General features: G+C 58.1%; 19 protein-coding genes. 9 read left to right on the forward strand and 10 right to left on the reverse strand.

Annotated features, from left to right (window positions below):
- Window positions 1-130 precede the first annotated feature (130 nt).
- Window positions 131-598 (reverse strand): Lrp/AsnC family transcriptional regulator, encoded by a 468-nt coding sequence (locus ACR0LX_RS03495; RefSeq protein ID WP_480782576.1) that lies wholly within the window; start codon window positions 596-598, stop codon window positions 131-133.
- A 109-nt stretch (window positions 599-707) separates the two neighbouring features.
- On the opposite strand from ACR0LX_RS03495, the gene phhA reads away from it, so the two are divergent.
- Both phhA and ACR0LX_RS03505 read left to right on the forward strand, forming a co-directional pair.
- Complete coding sequence (gene phhA, locus ACR0LX_RS03500) at window positions 708-1,508, forward strand: phenylalanine 4-monooxygenase (protein ID WP_480782577.1); 801 nt, start codon at window positions 708-710, stop codon at window positions 1,506-1,508.
- 323 nt (window positions 1,509-1,831) lie between these two features.
- A complete protein-coding gene (locus ACR0LX_RS03505; protein ID WP_480782578.1) occupies window positions 1,832-3,094 on the forward strand; it encodes a DEAD/DEAH box helicase in 1,263 nt (420 codons plus the stop codon).
- Window positions 3,095-3,152: 58 nt separating this feature from the next.
- Here the strand turns inward: ACR0LX_RS03505 and mltG are convergent, their stop codons facing one another.
- The 7 genes from mltG to fabD form a co-directional block, all read right to left on the reverse strand.
- On the reverse strand, window positions 3,153-4,310 hold the full coding sequence (mltG, locus tag ACR0LX_RS03510; RefSeq protein WP_480568559.1) for an endolytic transglycosylase MltG: 1,158 nt from the start codon (window positions 4,308-4,310) through the stop codon (window positions 3,153-3,155).
- A complete protein-coding gene (gene fabF / locus ACR0LX_RS03515) occupies window positions 4,311-5,576 on the reverse strand; it encodes a beta-ketoacyl-ACP synthase II (RefSeq protein WP_480568556.1) in 1,266 nt (421 codons plus the stop codon).
- Between the two features lie 199 nt (window positions 5,577-5,775).
- Window positions 5,776-6,519, reverse strand: a complete 744-nt coding sequence (locus ACR0LX_RS03520; RefSeq protein ID WP_480782579.1) for a 1-(5-phosphoribosyl)-5-[(5-phosphoribosylamino)methylideneamino]imidazole-4-carboxamide isomerase — start codon at window positions 6,517-6,519, stop codon at window positions 5,776-5,778.
- A 123-nt stretch (window positions 6,520-6,642) separates the two neighbouring features.
- Window positions 6,643-7,182, reverse strand: coding sequence for a GNAT family N-acetyltransferase (locus tag ACR0LX_RS03525; RefSeq protein WP_480782580.1), 540 nt, complete (start codon window positions 7,180-7,182; stop codon window positions 6,643-6,645).
- A 139-nt stretch (window positions 7,183-7,321) separates the two neighbouring features.
- The gene (locus ACR0LX_RS03530; protein WP_039529899.1) at window positions 7,322-7,555 is read right to left on the reverse strand and encodes an acyl carrier protein; all 234 of its coding nucleotides are present in this window, start codon (window positions 7,553-7,555) and stop codon (window positions 7,322-7,324) included.
- Window positions 7,556-7,765: 210 nt separating this feature from the next.
- Window positions 7,766-8,503 carry a 3-oxoacyl-[acyl-carrier-protein] reductase gene (gene fabG, locus ACR0LX_RS03535; protein ID WP_480782581.1) on the reverse strand — a complete coding sequence of 246 codons (738 nt, stop codon included), beginning with the start codon at window positions 8,501-8,503 and terminating at the stop codon, window positions 7,766-7,768.
- A gap of 44 nt (window positions 8,504-8,547) precedes the next feature.
- On the reverse strand, window positions 8,548-9,486 hold the full coding sequence (fabD, locus tag ACR0LX_RS03540; protein WP_480782582.1) for an ACP S-malonyltransferase: 939 nt from the start codon (window positions 9,484-9,486) through the stop codon (window positions 8,548-8,550).
- Between the two features lie 175 nt (window positions 9,487-9,661).
- Here fabD and ACR0LX_RS03545 point away from each other — a divergent pair, with 175 nt between their 5' ends.
- Entirely contained in the window at window positions 9,662-10,888 is a 1,227-nt protein-coding gene (locus ACR0LX_RS03545) for a cytochrome b/b6 domain-containing protein (protein ID WP_480782583.1), read from the forward strand.
- 62 nt (window positions 10,889-10,950) lie between these two features.
- Here ACR0LX_RS03545 and ACR0LX_RS03550 read toward each other — a convergent pair whose 3' ends face one another.
- A complete protein-coding gene (locus tag ACR0LX_RS03550) occupies window positions 10,951-11,523 on the reverse strand; it encodes a YceI family protein (RefSeq protein ID WP_480568539.1) in 573 nt (190 codons plus the stop codon).
- Between the two features lie 124 nt (window positions 11,524-11,647).
- Window positions 11,648-12,166 carry a hypothetical protein gene (locus ACR0LX_RS03555; RefSeq protein WP_480568536.1) on the reverse strand — a complete coding sequence of 173 codons (519 nt, stop codon included), beginning with the start codon at window positions 12,164-12,166 and terminating at the stop codon, window positions 11,648-11,650.
- 266 nt (window positions 12,167-12,432) lie between these two features.
- Between ACR0LX_RS03555 and rpsF the strand changes: the two genes are divergently transcribed.
- The 6 genes from rpsF to ACR0LX_RS03585 all read left to right on the forward strand — a co-directional run bounded on the left by rpsF (window position 12,433) and on the right by ACR0LX_RS03585 (window position 16,265).
- Window positions 12,433-12,786 (forward strand): 30S ribosomal protein S6, encoded by a 354-nt coding sequence (gene rpsF, locus ACR0LX_RS03560; protein WP_480568533.1) that lies wholly within the window; start codon window positions 12,433-12,435, stop codon window positions 12,784-12,786.
- 28 nt (window positions 12,787-12,814) lie between these two features.
- Window positions 12,815-13,042, forward strand: coding sequence for a 30S ribosomal protein S18 (gene rpsR / locus ACR0LX_RS03565; protein WP_005982441.1), 228 nt, complete (start codon window positions 12,815-12,817; stop codon window positions 13,040-13,042).
- A gap of 12 nt (window positions 13,043-13,054) precedes the next feature.
- Window positions 13,055-13,687 (forward strand): 50S ribosomal protein L9, encoded by a 633-nt coding sequence (rplI, locus tag ACR0LX_RS03570; RefSeq protein ID WP_480782584.1) that lies wholly within the window; start codon window positions 13,055-13,057, stop codon window positions 13,685-13,687.
- 158 nt (window positions 13,688-13,845) lie between these two features.
- Window positions 13,846-14,331, forward strand: a complete 486-nt coding sequence (locus ACR0LX_RS03575) for a transglycosylase SLT domain-containing protein (RefSeq protein WP_480568527.1) — start codon at window positions 13,846-13,848, stop codon at window positions 14,329-14,331.
- A gap of 280 nt (window positions 14,332-14,611) precedes the next feature.
- Window positions 14,612-15,313 (forward strand): LuxR family transcriptional regulator, encoded by a 702-nt coding sequence (locus ACR0LX_RS03580; RefSeq protein ID WP_480568524.1) that lies wholly within the window; start codon window positions 14,612-14,614, stop codon window positions 15,311-15,313.
- Window positions 15,314-15,410: 97 nt separating this feature from the next.
- A complete protein-coding gene (locus ACR0LX_RS03585) occupies window positions 15,411-16,265 on the forward strand; it encodes an acyl-homoserine-lactone synthase (RefSeq protein ID WP_480568521.1) in 855 nt (284 codons plus the stop codon).
- Window positions 16,266-16,315 lie beyond the last annotated feature (50 nt).

Genomic DNA, 16,315 nt, shown 5'->3' on the forward strand with positions numbered 1-16,315 from the left:
CCGGGGCCGTTGCCCACCTCTTCTAGCATGACACAACCTATACGCGATCACGCGCGCAAAGTCAAGGTTTCGCGCAACACCCCGCAACAGCTACCGTACTGAAATCGTTAATTTTTCTTAAGGAATAGGCTCACAATATTGGCAATGGCCCACGTGTTTTTGTTTGCCTCAGAACAAAGTTGCTGCGCGTATCGCGCACAAGCCCAGATTTCAGCAGGCGTTGCATTATGAAGTGTTCAAGATCTTCGGGTGTCTTGGCATAGACCTTGAGGATGAAATCATGATCCCCGGTGATTGACGCACATTCGACGATCTGAGGTTCCGTTTCCACAAGGCGCAGGAAGGACGAGATGCTTTCCTCCTGATGATCGCGCAAGGCAACATGCACATACGCAATCGCGTTCAACCCCACAGCTTTTGCAGCAACCTGCGCTCGGTATCCTGACACAACGCCCGCGGACTCCAAATCGCGGACCCTGCGCCAGCATTGCGAAGCGGACAAACCCGTCCGCTCGCCCAAGTCCTGCATCGAAAGACGCCCGCTGATCTGCAGTTCGCGCAGGATTGCTATGTCAGCAGCTTGAAGATTCTCTTTCATAAATTCCACTTTTACGAAACGTTTATATCAATTTTGCCACAACCGTACTGCCTTTCAAACATTATTCATGGCTCGTCGCGCATAGAATAATTGCAGGAGGACAAACGGAATGCCCAAATCTACCAAATACATCGCAAAGACAGCCGACGCGCGGGGCCATATCGAGTACACCGCCGAAGAAGATGCAGTTTGGGCCGACCTCTATGCCGCGCAGGAACCGAACATTCACAGCCACATGGCAGGCGAATACCTGGATGGTCTGGAACGTCTGGAATTGCCCAAAACCAAAGTCCCTTCCTGCGCGGATATTTCCGAACGCCTGCTCGACTTGACTGGCTGGAGGGTTCAACCGGTTCCGGCCCTGATCGGTTTCAAAGACTTCTTTGAGATGTTGGCAAACAAGGTCTTTCCGGCCGCCTCTTTCATCCGCTCGCGCGAGGATTTCGACTACATCGAAGAGCCGGACATTTTTCACGAAATTTTTGGGCATACGCCCTTGCTCAGCGATCCACGCTTTGCAGCATTCAGCCACGCGATTGGGAAGGCCGGTAAGCGTGCGGACCCATCCGACTACACCTGGCTGATCCGCTTGTACTGGTTCTCGATCGAGTTCGGATTGCGGCGTCAGGATGGTCTGATCAAGGCTCTTGGATCCGGCCTTGCGTCCTCACCGACCGAGTTGATCTATTCGGTGACCAGTGACATTCCCGACCGTGATCCTTTCGACGTTCTGACCATCTTGCGTACACCCTATCGGATTGACATGCATCAGATGGGATATTTTGTCCTGGACGATCCGGAAACGCTGTTCGCAGCCGCCGAGCGTGATCTTCTGGCCGACATACGGCAGGCGCGTTCAATGGGGCTACTGCCAAACAAGTTCCCGCCGAAAGTTACCGCCGCAGAATAAAATCCGAAATCCACCGAAGTATTTGCTGACAATTGAGCACATGGCATCCGCCAGCCTGACGGATCGCTTGACATTCTGGCCTGAAACGCGCATCAGCCGCGCGAAAGACCGCGCTGACGCGTGAAATCGGGCTATGCCCGATCCCAAAGCGCACCATATTCTCCAGTTCCCCTTCACGCAGGGTTCTTGATGCGACAGCCGGATGTAGAGGACTCGCCTCTGTATCCCGAGGCTTCGCCAAACCCTGCCGGTCACGCCGCAAGCGTGATCTGACACCCCGATTCCGCGATGCAATGACGTCACGGATCATAAAGGATTGATACTTGTTCGACTTTGATATGCTCGGCCTTGCGCCAGCTTTGAACGACGCGCTCAAGCGCGCCAACCTGACCCAACCCACGCCGATCCAGAACCAAGCCATCCCCCTGGCGATGGACGGTCACGACATTCTCGGCCTGGCACAAACGGGCACCGGCAAGACATTGGCGTTCGGCCTGCCCCTGATCGACCACCTGCTTGCACAACCTGGCAAACCTGCCCCCAAAACCGCCAAAGCGCTGGTGCTGGCCCCGACGCGTGAGTTGGTCAACCAGATCGCTGAAAACCTTCGCAACCTGACCGGAAAGACCAAACTGCGCGTCGCCACCGTGGTTGGCGGTCAGTCGATCAACAAGCAGATCATGTTTCTGGCGCGTGGCACCGACATCCTTGTCGCCACCCCGGGGCGCTTGATTGACCTGATGGAGCGTGGCGCGGTTGATCTAGGTTCCGTCCGCCATCTGGTGCTGGACGAGGCCGACCAGATGCTGGACCTTGGCTTCATCCATGCCCTGCGCAAGATAGCCCCTGCATTGGGAACCCCCCGTCAGACAATGCTGTTCTCGGCCACCATGCCAAAACAGATGGAGGAGCTGAGCAGCGCCTATCTGACCAACCCCCAGCGGGTGCAGGTCTCGCCTCCGGGCAAGGCCGCGGACAAGATCACCCAATCGGTACATTTCGTCAGCCGGGCCGCGAAGCCTGAAAAACTGCGCGAAATCCTCTCGGCGGACACAAACGCCCTGACTCTGGTGTTCTCTCGCACAAAGCACGGCGCGGAAAAGCTGATGAAAGGGCTGGTCGCCGACGGCTTCAACGCAGCCTCGATCCACGGCAACAAAAGCCAGGGCCAGCGCGACCGCGCCATCAAGGCGTTTCGTGCGGGCGAGATCAACGTGCTTGTTGCCACCGACGTCGCCGCGCGAGGAATCGACATTCCGGGCGTGGCTTACGTGGTCAACTACGATCTGCCCGAAGTGCCCGACAACTACGTCCATCGCATCGGGCGCACCGCTCGCGCCGGGCGCGAGGGCGAGGCGATTGCATTCTGCGCGCCTGATGAGGTCGATCAACTGCGTCAGATCCAGAAGCTGATGAAGATCGAAATCCCTGTTGGCAGCGGCGAAATGCCTGAATTCGCCGAGCCCAAGAAACCCGCACGCCGTCAAGGTCAGCGCCGCCGGGGACCAAAGCCTCAGCACAACGGCAACGGCGCAAAACCACATGGGCAGAAACGCCGCCGTCCACGTCGGCGGTCCGCAGCCTGATCCAACAAGAAAACGGCGGGCACTGGACCCGCCGTTTTTCATTTTCAGATCAATAAACTCAGTTGCCCGAGTTACGCTCGGCTTCGATCTCTCGCCATTTTGCGACGTTACGATTGTGCTCTTGCAACGTCTCGGCAAAAGCGTGACCGCCCGTTCCATCGGCAACAAAGAACACAAAGTTCGTGTTGTCCGGTGCAACAGCCGCCTCAAGACTGGCAAGTCCCGGATTGGCAATTGGCGTCGGTGGCAAGCCGTCGATTTGGTAGGTATTCCAAGGTGTTGGCCGGTTCAACTCACTGCGCCGCAATCCGCGCCCCAGAACGCCGCGACCCTTTGTAACGCCATAGATCACCGTCGGGTCCGTTTGCAGTTTCATGCCTTGATTCAGGCGGTTGACGAAGACGCTGGCCACTTGCCCGCGCTCTTCCGGCACACCGGTTTCCTTTTCGATGATCGAAGCCAGGACCAGCATCTCTTCGGGGTTTTCCAGCGGCAAGCCATCCTGACGCGCTTCCCATACGGCATTGATCCGCAGCTGCTGTTTTTCTTGCATATCGCTCAACACCGCATTGCGGTCATCGCCAGGGGACACTTCATAGCTGTCCGGGGCCAGCATGCCCTCGGAGGGGATCTCGGCAACCTCGCCGCCCAGGAAATCCGCCGACTTGAGCGCCTCAACCACCTGCCAGCTAGTGACACCCTCTGCCAGCGAGACGCGATACCGGGTGTCCGACTCGTTGCGCTTTTGTCCATAGACATCGGGAGCGTCATCGACCCCCACTTCGAACTCGGCAATGTCGACAAAGTTTAGTGTTGCCGGGTCCAGCTCGCGCACACGAACCTGCGCCCGCGTCACACCGATCCGGTACTCGATCTCGGTCCCGCAGGTGCTTGCCCCGCTTTTGGTAATATCGTCAATGATCTGTTCCATCGACGCGCCTTCGCGCACCAGAAAGCTGCCGGCTTTCAATTGCTGGGATTTGTCGGTGTAGTCAGCCGCCATTCGAAACAGCATCGCGCTGTTGACCGCGCCCTGATCTTCCAAATCACGACTGACACGCGTCATGTTCGATCCGCTTTCAACCCGCAGGCAGATGGCGGTTTCCAGCGGGCCGTCAGACGAATACTGCGATTGCCCCCACAGGATCAGACCGCCCATCAGGAACAGGCCGACCACCAGAATGGTCAGCATGTTCGAAGCGAGTGCCCGCCACATTTAACTGACCTTTCCGAAGATCACGCTTGCGTTGGTTCCGCCAAACCCAAATGAGTTCGAAAGCGCCACGTTGATTTCACGCTCGCGCTTGGCATTTGGGGCCAGATCGATCGGCGTTTCAACCGCCGGGTTGTCCAGATTGATCGTTGGTGGCGCAACCTGATCGCGAATCGCGAGGATCGAGAAGATTGCTTCAATCGCGCCCGCCGCACCCAAAAGGTGGCCGGTCGCCGATTTGGTCGAGGTCATTGTCGCGTTGCTGGCATGATCGCCCAGCAGACGCTCTACAGCACCCAGCTCAATCGTATCCGCCATGGTCGAGGTGCCATGCGCGTTGATATAGTCCAGATCCTTCGGCTCCAGACCTGCACTGCGCAGCGCGGCCCGCATCGAACGTTCCGCACCGTCGCCATCTTCGGATGGCGCGGTAATGTGATAGGCATCGCCCGACATCCCGTAACCCAGAACCTCGGCATAGATCTTGGCGCCGCGCGCCTTGGCGTGTTCGTAGTCTTCCAGCACCACGATGCCCGCGCCTTCGCCCATGACAAAACCATCACGGTCCACGTCATAGGGGCGGCTCGCTTTCTTCGGATCATCCGCGTATTTGGTCGACAGCGCTTTGCAGGCGTTGAACCCGGCAATGCCAATCTCGCAGATACAGCCCTCGCCACCGCCCGCGATCATCACATCCGCATCACCGGCACGAATAATACGGCTGGCGTCACCAATTGCGTGGGCACCGGTCGAACAGGCCGTCACGACCGAGTGGTTGGGACCTTTGAAACCAAAGCGGATCGAGACCTGACCCGAAGCCAGGTTGATCAGCGCCCCCGGAATAAAGAACGGTGAAACACGACGCGGACCTTTGTCGCGGATCAGGTTCGCGGTGTCAGCAATGGAGCCCAGACCGCCAATGCCAGAACCGATCAGGACACCCGTCCGCAGGCGGTCTTCCTCATCCTCGGGCGTCCAGCCAGCGTCCTTGCAGGCCATTTCCGCCGCCGCGATGGAATAGAGGATAAAATCCTCGATCTTGCGCTGCTCCTTTGGCGGCATCCAGTCGTCAGGGTTGAACGTGCCGTTGGTGCCATCGCCGCGCGGTACTTCGCAGGCATAGGTCGTGGTGACCCCGGTTGCCTCGGCATCAAACAATGTAATCGGGCCCGCGCCGGACTCACCGTCCAGCAGCCGCGACCAGCTTTCTTCGACTCCGCTGGCCAAAGGAGTGACCAATCCCAGACCGGTTACAACGACTCTGCGCATGAAGTGCCTCTTGCCTGCTTCCTGTTATGAGAACCGTCCATACCCCGCCCCGGGGTCCGGGGGCAAGAGCAACGGTATGTTCCGCACCGGCATCCTGTCGCCAAAATCGGCAAGAACTGCAAAAACAACGCCGGGCGAACAAAAAATCCGCCCCTTCACGGTTTGCAAAGGGGCGGATGCCCGGGGATTGAGGGCCGATTTACTGGAACTGTGCCACCGGTTCATGCGCGGCCTGGGCCATATCCAGCGCCTCTTTCAGATCCACGGTCTTGCGGAACAATGCGCGCCCGACCAGCGCCCCGGCGATGTTGGGGATATAGGCAAGACGCGAAACATCATCGGCCTTTCGCACCACACCGCTGGCAACAACAGGTGTGCGGGAATGCTGCGCCAGACCCGAGATCAGGCCGAGCTGCGCCTCGACATCTTCCATATCGCTGTCGATATCTGTGACCAGAATGGCGGCAAACGGGACGCCGTCAAAAGCGTCAATGAACGCCTCGGGGGTAAATGCGCTTTGGGTGCGCCACCCCTCGGTCATCACCTGCCCCTGCCAGACATCAACGGCCAGGACGATCTGATCGGGATAACGCTTAGCCAGTTCCTTGACCAGATTTGGGTCCCACGCGGCGAGCGTCCCGATAACGATCCGCCCTGCCCCTTTGTCGATCCAGTGCTCGACCTGTTCGCGTGTGCGCATACCACCGGCCAGCTGCACCGGAATCTCGGCGCTGCGAATGATCTCTTCGACCAGTGCGGCATTGCCATCTCGTCCTTCGATGGCATCGAAGTCGGTCAGGTGCATCCACTCGGCCCCCGCCGCAGCCCAGCCACGAGCGGTTTCCACTGGATCAACATGCCAGATCATAGCATCGTCCAGACGGCCCTTGTCCAATGTGACACAACGGCCGTTCTGCAATTCCATTGTGGGGTAAATCCTCATGAGCTTGCTCCTCCGCCCAATCGCTCTGGAAATCCATGATACCATACACGACCGGCGAACTGGTGATTCCACCAGTTTCGGCACCCAAAGGTCAATTTGCGGCATTGCGGCACAAAGCGCGGCTCAGACCCGCGCCGGAGGTCCATTTCTTCGAAACAGATGAACCGGGGTGTCCTGGTACTCGGCCTCGCGCAGCAATTCATAGCCCAGCTTCTCGGCCAACCTGCGCGAGGCGGTGTGATCGGCGTCAATCAGCGCAACAAGCGGACCCGGAATGACCCTGTCGAACCAGTCATGCGCTGCCTGCACCGCCTCTTGCCCGTAACCCTGGCCCTGCATGTCCGGGGCCAGAATCCATCCGGCCTCGGGGAAGCCATCGAAATCCTCGCCCAGCGACCGGTTGCTGTAGAAGAACCCGGCCTGCCCGATCAGTGTGCGGTTCGATTGCAATACCACACCCCACTGGCCAAACCCGGTCATTTGCCAGTGCCCGGCATTACGCAGAAACTTGTCCCACGCTTCACCTCGGGTCAGGGGGGTGCCACTGATGTGGCGCACAACTTCGGGATCGCGCCAAATCTCGGCGAACCGATCAAAGTCTTCTGGTCGCATCGCGGACAGCGTCAGCCGCGCCGTATTGATCATCGGGGTGGATCTTATCATGCCCTTGCCCGTCTGGAATTTGCCTCGACGACCAGAGTGCGAACACCCCGCCCGCCGTGCAAGCGCGAATTTCAAGCACGCACAAAAAAACGGCGCCTCCGTTGCCCGGAAGCGCCGCTTTTTTAGGTATTCGAAACGATCAGGACGCTTCGGTGATGAATTTGACGGCGTCGCCAAAGGTCTGGATGGTTTCGGCTGCGTCATCGGGGATTTCGATGCCGAACTCTTCTTCGAAGGCCATAACCAGTTCAACGGTGTCCAGGCTGTCTGCACCCAGATCATCGATGAACGAAGCGTTCTCAGCTACCTTGTCTTCTTCCACACCCAGGTGCTCAACAACGATCTTCTTAACGCGATCTGCGACGTCGCTCATGTCTATTCCTCATTCCTTTTCAGGGCGCTTTGCCCGGTTCTGCCCATGCCCGCGCGGGGTGGCCTTGATGTGCCCTTTCCGGGCGGTTTGGGTCCCGGATACCCGGGAAACAAGAGAACCGGTCAACCTGACCGGTCCCTAAGCATATGCGCCGCCTATAGCACAGACAACGCGCAAGGCAAACGCTTTCGCACCTGCCCTCAGTTGCGCCTACAACATGGCCATACCGCCATTCACATGCAAGGTGCTTCCGGTAACATAACCCGCTTCGGGGCTGGCAAGATACAGCACGGCGGCGGCAATTTCCTGCGGATCACCCATGCGACCGGCCGGAACCTTAAGCAGCAAGCCCTTTTTCTGCTCATCCGTCAGCTTTTCGGTCATTGCAGTGGTGATAAAGCCCGGTGCGACTGCGTTCACCGTAATGCCACGGGTAGCAACCTCATGCGCAAGGGCTTTCGAGAATCCGATCATGCCCGCCTTGGACGCGGCATAGTTCGCCTGCCCCGGGTTGCCGATTGCCGCAACCACGGACGAGACATTCACGATCCGACCCCAGCGTGATTTCATCATGCCGCGGATCACGCCCTTACACAGCTTCATGGTTGAAGTCATGTTCACGTCGATCACGCTCTGCCATTCTTCATCCGACATACGCATGAACAGGTTGTCACGAGTGATGCCGGCGTTGTTGACAAGAATGTCGACCGACCCCATCGCCTCGGCCGCTTGCTTTGGCAACGCCTCAACCGCCTCGGGGTCGCTCAGATTACACGGCAGGACATGGGCGCGCTCACCCAGATCGTCGGCCAGAGCCTGCAGAGGCTCAACGCGCGTACCTGACAGGCCCACGGATGCGCCTGCGCCGTGCAAGGCCCTTGCGATGTCCCCTCCGATGCCACCCGAAGCCCCAGTGATCAGGGCGTTCTTACCAGTCAAATCAAACATTCTTCTTCCCTCGTCCAGCGCCCCTAACGGGACGCATGTTTTTCTCAAGATTCGGCCTGCAGGGCCTTCTGCACATCTTCCGGCGTGCCAACCGCCTTGACTGTGACCGCGCGATCAATCTTGCGGATCATGCCCGACAAGGCTTTGCCAGCGCCGATTTCCCACGTTTCCGTCACGCCCTGCGCCGCCATATACTGAACGCTCTCGCGCCACCGGACAGACCCGGTCACCTGTTCGACCAGCAATTGCCGGATCACGTCCGGATCACTGACCGCCTCGGCACGCACATTGGCGACCAGAGGCACGGCGGGTGCCTTGATTTCGACAGCAGCCAAAGCTTCTGCCATTACATCTGCCGCAGGCTGCATCAGCGCACAGTGAAATGGAGCACTTACGGGCAACATAACTGCGCGTTTTGCGCCTTTTTCCTTGGCAATCTCAGCCGCCCGCTCGACAGCAGCCTTGGACCCGGACACCACGACCTGAGTCGGATCATTATCATTGGCCGCCTGGCAAACCTCGCCCTGGGCAGCGTCTTCGGCGACCGCGCGTACCGCTTCCAGGTCCAGCCCGAGGATCGCGGCCATCGCGCCCTCGCCCACCGGAACCGCGCTTTGCATGGCCTGACCGCGCGTGCACAGCAACCGGGCGGTGTCGGCGACGCTTAACGCACCTGCCGCCGCCAATGCCGAATACTCCCCAAGCGAATGGCCCGCGACAAAGGCCGCGTCTGTGACCAAGACACCTTCTGCCTCCAACGCGCGCACCGCCGCCATCGACGTCGCCATCAGAGCGGGTTGCGCGTTCTGGGTCAGGGTCAGGTCTGCGATGTCGCCTTCCCAGATCAGGGCGCTCAGCTTTTCACCCAGCGCATCGTCTACCTCGTCGAAAATGGCTTGCGCGGCGGGATAGGCTTCGGCCAGAGCTTTGCCCATTCCGATGGTCTGGGCACCCTGCCCCGGGAAAACGAACGCGCGTGTCATTGCAACCTCATGGATGACGATAGATTGCGGCGGGGTGTAAACTGACAAGCCGCGCGGCACAAGCATTGCCTGCGTTCTGCATCTGGGCACCTTCAATGTGCGATTCCTGCGGTTGTGTCTCCGTGTACTCTCTTTAGGTTGGGCACAGCCCAGCAAACCCCGGAGTGTACGATCCATGGCCGCAACCAATTCCTTTTCCAGCTACGGAACAGTGACCAAGAGTTTTCACTGGCTGACGGCTCTACTAATCTTTACTGCCCTGCCGCTGGGCTGGTTTGCCAATAATCTGGCGCACGCAATCTACGATCCGTCCATTCCTACAACCGAAGCGGACATCGCACAGGCTGCGCGTCTGTTCTCGCTGCACAAAACCGTCGGGATTGCAGTGTTCTTCGTTGCGCTTGCCCGAATTCTGTGGGCCTTGACCCAAACCAAACCCGGCTTGCTGAATGCCGAAAACAAGCCCGAGGCCTTCGCTGCCGAAACCGTCCACTGGCTGCTTTACGGCTCACTTGTCCTTGTTCCCCTGACAGGTTGGGTGCATCACGCCGCAGCCGAGGGGTTTGCGCCGATCCTCTGGCCCTTCGGCCAAAACCTGCCGCTGGTCCCCAAATCCGCAGACCTTGCCGAACTGACCGCCAGCCTGCATTGGCTTTTCATTCTGGTTCTGGCCGGGTCTCTGGTTCTGCACATCGCAGGCGCTCTGAAACACCACATAATCGACAAGGACAGCACATTGCGGCGGATGCTGCCCGGACGCTCGGACGCGCCCGAGCCACCGGCGCAGCACCACTCCGCGACCCCGGCAGTCGCTGCGTTGGCTGTTTGGTGCGCAGTTCTTGCTGGCGGTTGGTACAACGGGTCGTTTTCCCATCATTCCGACGCTGGCACCGACACCGCAGAATTGGCCGAGGTTCAGTCTGATTGGCAAGTGCAGGACGGTGCCCTGTCGATCACGATCACGCAATTGGGCAGCCCGGTTACCGGCTCATTCGCCGACTGGACTGCCGCCATAGCATTCGAAGACCCTGCCGAGCCAGGCCTGGCCGGAACAGTTGATGTCGAGATTGCTATCGGGTCGCTTAGCCTGGGTACCGTCACGGATCAGGCGATGGGCGCGGATTTCTTCAACAGCGCGCAATTCCCAACGGCACAGTTCGATGCCGACATCTACAAGACCGAGACTGGGTTTGAGGCGCGCGGCCCTCTGACGATCCGCGACAAGACGCTGGATATCGTGCTGCCCTTCTCGCTGGACCTGCAGGACGGAACCGCCACCATGGCCGGGTCCATCGACCTGAACCGGCTGGACTTTGATGTCGGCACCTCGCAACCGACCGAGGATTCGCTGGGCTTCGGCGTCACTGTCTCGGTCGAACTGTCGGCCAGTCGCGCTGACTAGCCCAAAAGAAAACCGCCGGGGATTTACCTCCGGCGGTTTCGTATTTGAAAGAGGGCGAGGACTTAGTCTGCCTTCTGCGCCTCGATCGAAATTTTGATTTCAACTTCATCGCTGACGAAAGGCGCGAACTGTCCCAGATCAAACTCGCTGCGCACCAAAGTGGTGGTAGCGTCGAAACCGGCCCAGGGCTTGTTTGCCATCGGGTGGTCACCAACCTGGTTCAGCTTGGCGTCCAGAACAACCGATTTGGTCACGCCGTTCATGGTCAGGTCGCCGGTAATGTTCGCGGTATTTTCGCCGGTCACTTCGATAGCGGTCGAGGTAAAGGTGATCAGGTCGCCCTCGGCCACACCAAAGAAATCTTCGGTCATGAAGTGATCTTCGCGGGGTTTCCAGCCGGTGAACATTTCAACGACAGGCATCGACACGCTGACGCTCGACGCAGCTGGATCTTCCTGATCAAACATGATCTCGCCTTCAAAGCCCGAGAACATGCCGTAAGTGGTAGAGAAACCAAGGTGGTTATAGTTGAAAATGACCTGGCTGTGGCTGGGGTCCAGAACGTATTTCTCGGCGCTGGCAAATACCGAGGTCGCCGAAACGGCCAGTGCAGCAGCAAGAAGGGTGGATTTCATAATATACTCCGCAGTTTTGGATGCAGCCCGATGGGGATGCTCGCAAACAAAAATGTGCCGCCCAAGGGCGGCACACAAGTATTTTCGATTCACAAACTCTGTTCCTTTTTGAACAGACGGAAATTCAGCCGAAAATCGTTACGTTTTGGCTGAGTTGTCCTTTCAGCGCTCGGCTGACATCCGCCGATTCCAGCGGCAGCTTCATCAGCAGGCTGCCATCCACATCGAATAGTTCGACTTGTTTGTCTTCGAACCGGGCACCACCCAGCGAGTCATAGCTGCGGCGCAGAACGGTCTGAGGACGGCCATTGGCGTTCTTTTGCAGGATCCGGACTTCACGACGGATCGGATCGAAATAAGCGTCGGGACGGCTGTCCATGACTTCGATCGTCAACAGGCTCACGCCACCGATCAGGAACATCAGCGAGGCTGCCAGTTTGATCGGCCAAACCTCGGCCCCCATCACCGACCCGGGCATCAGCCACATCGAAAAGGCCGAAACGACCAGAAAGGCACCCAGCATTCTTACAAGCACCAGCCGCGCCTTCCAGTTCGGCGCGAAGGTGATCAGAACGGGTACGGATTTGTCATAGGCGGCTTTGGTTGCCGACTGTTCAAAAGTGTTCGTATTCATCACGGCCATTGTCTCGCCCTGTCTGTTTTTAGATATCCCGGGTGCTCCCGGCTTCATGAACAACCTCGGGGCGAAAAGCGTCAGGAATTGGGCAGGTCGGTGGAAATTGGGCGACTTCACAAAGGCATGTGTGGCAGGGCTTGCCCCGCCCGCTCAAACGTGTATATGGGGCCATCCTTCGCTAATCGTATGAATCGCGCAGCCTCTCGTGGCAGGGTCGCGAAGGGATAATGACCCCGCCTATGAAATGCGCCTTGATAGAAACAGGAGTGCACATGCCACTGTATGAGCATGTAATGATCGCGCGTCAGGACCTGTCCAACGCGCAGGCAGAAAGCCTCGTCGAACATTTCGGCACCGTTCTGGCTGACAACGGCGGCAACGTCGTCGACAGCGAGTACTGGGGCGTCAAGACGATGGCCTACAAGATCAACAAAAACCGCAAAGGCCACTATGCCTTCCTGAAAACCAACGCCCCCGCCGGCGCGGTTCAGGAAATGGAACGCCTGATGCGCCTGCATGAAGATGTCATGCGCGTTCTGACCATCAAGGTCGACGAGCATGCCGAGGGCCCCTCGGTCCAGATGCAGAAGCGCGATGAGCGCGAAGGCCGCCGCGAGCGCCGCTGATCTCAGCCTGACGAAAGGACACCAAACCATGGCCGCAAAACCATTTTTCCGCCGCCGCAAGGTCTGCCCGTTCTCGGGCGATAACGCGCCGAAGATCGACTACAAAGACACCCGTCTGCTGCAACGCTACATCTCTGAGCGTGGCAAGATCGTTCCTTCGCGCATCACTGCCGTTTCGGCAAAGAAGCAGCGTGAACTGGCCCGTGCAATCAAACGCGCCCGCTTCCTCGCCCTGCTGCCCTACGCCGTGAAGTAAGGAGAGACTGACATGCAAGTTATCCTTCTGGAACGCGTTGCGAAACTGGGTCAAATGGGCGACGTCGTTGACGTCAAGCCTGGCTACGCCCGCAACTTCCTGCTGCCCCAAGGCAAAGCGCTGAGCGCGTCCGAGTCGAACATCGCCTCGTTCGAAGCCCAGAAAGCGCAGCTTGAGGCGCGCAACCTGGAAACCAAGAAAGAAGCTGAAGCCCTGGCTGAAAAGCTGGACGGTCAGCAGTTCATCGTGATTCGCTCGGCATCGGATGCTGGTGCTCTGTACGGCTCGGTCACCCCGCGTGACGCCGCAGACGCCGCGACCGAAGCAGGCTTTACCGTCGACAAGAAACAGATCGCCCTGATCGCACCGATCAAGGAACTGGGTCTGCACTCGCTGGCGGTCAAACTGCACCCCGAGGTCGAGGTCGAGATCCAGATGAACGTTGCCCGTTCGGAAGAAGAAGCCGAACTGCAAGCGTCCGGCAAGTCGATCCAGGAACTGGCTGCCGAGGAAGAGGCCGCTGCTGAATTCGAAATCGCCGAGTTGTTCGACGATATCGGATCCGCTGCTTCTGAAGATGAAGATCTGGTGGCAGACGAAGCGCCGGCCGAAGCACCGGCCGAGGAAGACGAAGCCAAAGCCTGATCTGGCTCAAAGCGAACACAACCGGGGCCGTGCAACCTGCGCGGCCCCTTTTTTTGTGCCGCTGGGTCAGGCAGCAAACTTTGGCCACAACAACCGGGTAGACTTGCAGTCGGTTTGATCATCCATATCATCCGCCTCAGACAGTCGGAGCACGCCTCATGAAAACCCATCTACGCCGCAGCGTTCTGGCCCTGATCCTCGCCTCGCCTCTCATGGCATGTGCAGGCCCCGATACGCCGACGCAGAATGCCAACACGTTCGAGCCGCCGCTCTATCCGAACGAAACCCCGGAACTGCGCGCGTCGATCAACAAATGGGCTGATCATTACGAACTGCCTCGTGAACTGGTGCATAAGCTTGCCATCCGCGAAAGCACCCACCGACCCTGGGCGGTCAACCGACCCTATTACGGTTTGCTTCAGATCCTGCCGGCAACAGCGCGATCGATGGGATACAAGGGCAACGCAAAGGGGCTGCTGGATGCCGACACCAACCTGGAATTCGCAGGAAAATACCTGCGAGGGGCGTGGCTGCTATCGGACGGCGATCAAAGCCGCGCGATATTCCTCTATGCCAAGGGGTATTACCCCGAGGCCAAAAAACGCGGTATGTTGGTGGAGACGGGCTTGGTTCCCGCACCGTAACTCGGAAATTCACACTAAAAAGCCTGCTTTCTGACCGGTTCGAGGGGCCAAAAACCCCGGAAAACCCGAAATTAGATGCAAAAAGCACACAAAAACGACATTATGTCCGCAAAAAATGGCGTCCAAGGCACAACTCAACCAAAAAGGCAGACATTTCCCCCGTGTTCTTGTCATACAATGGAAAGTGTGATGTGTTGTTTGACGTCAGGGAAGACCCACTCTTCTCCTCTGACGCTTTAGGGATGCCTCCGCCCCAGCGGAGTTAACTGGTCGTTGACGAATGGAAATTGTTGATCTCAGCACCCTGCCCCAGAAGGATACTCATTACGATGAGTTCCTTAAACAGGTGTGCGAGAAATACGAGATGGATCATGCGGCATACGCCGGAATGAACCCTGCGGCCGGAGCGATCCATGGCCACGTAACCTATAGCGACGACTGGAAAGTTCACTATCAGGAACAAGGCCTTCACCTGATTGACCCCACCCTCCACATGAGCCAACGCAGCATTGCCCCGGTGGACTGGAGCCGCCTGGAACGCGGCAAGGATTTTCAGCGTGTTTTCCGGGATGCGCATGATTTCGGCATTCCTGATCAGGGGATTACGATCCCGGTCCGCGGGCCCTATGGCGATATCGGGCTGCTCAGCGCGACCCGCGAATGCAGCCGGGAAGAATGGAAAAAGCTGGTTGGCAATGTCATAACCGACCTGCAATCGCTGGCTGTGCACATCCACGACCATGTCATGACATCCGATTCGATAAGCCGGATGTTGTACCATCCCACCCTGTCCAGCCGCGAGCAGGAGATCCTGCAATGGGCGGCTGCAGGCAAATCTCAGCAGGATATCGGCGATATTTTGTCGATTTCGCACCGCACGGTAGAAGTACACTTGCGTTCTGCTCGGGAAAAGCTTAATGCCCTCACCACTCCGCAGGCTGTAGGTCGAGCCATCGGAATTGGGCTAATTTACCCAGGTTAAAACAAAAAAAAGCCAAACTACGGGAAACCCCCAATAGATTCGGTGTGAAAACACGGTAACGATGAAGTTACGGACACACCACTCTAAGGGGGATGATATGATCTTAGTAGTTGATGGCCTGAACAGACATCTGTTCAGCGAGGTACTTGACGAGATGTTTGAACTGCGGGCGCGCGTTTTTGGCGGGCGACTCGGTTGGGATGTCAAAATCGAAGACGGCAAAGAAATCGATGAATTCGATCATCTGGATCCCGCATATGTAATCGGACTCGACGACGGGGGGAATGTCGTCGCAGCCGTACGTGCGCTCCAGACCACAGGTCCGCATATGCTTTCGGATGTGTTTTCTGCAATTCTGTGTGGCGAGGCGCCACTGCGCAGCGCGACCATGTGGGAATCCACCCGCTTCTGCGTCGACACGCAACGCCTATCGCGCGGCAAGGACAGAAACTCGGTATCGTACGCCACATGCGAACTGATGGTCGGATCGCTGGAATATGCCCGTAGCGCGGGTATCCAGGACATCATCACAGTTATCGATCCCATCATGGATCGCGTTCTGAAACGCTCGAACTGCGCGCCATATGACTATGTCGGCGAAACCGTCCCAATGGGCAAGGTATCGGCACTGGCGGCTCTGCTGGATTGTACCGAAGAACGGATTTCCGGCGTCCGCGAGTTCGCTGGCATCGAAGGCGATGTCTTTATCGAAGAAGAAAAGGCGCTGGAAATGTTCGCGGCGAAAAAGGCTGCCGAAGTCAGTCCCGCAAATCGCGATCACAAACCGCTGACCGATCTAGAAAAATACTTTGTCGAACAGATGCACGCCGCCAAAACGGAAAGCGAGCGTCAGGCAGTTCTCGACCTGATCGAAACATTGACCGATAAGTTCACGCCAGAGCAAAAGACCGCTCTGTTAGGAACCCCCCGTGCTTTTGCTCATGAGGCTTGACCCCCTCACCTCATAAGTTGAAGCCACCCACGCGGAGCCGCCTTATTTCA

The sequence above is a fragment of the Ruegeria sp. CH11 genome, from assembly GCF_056537105.1.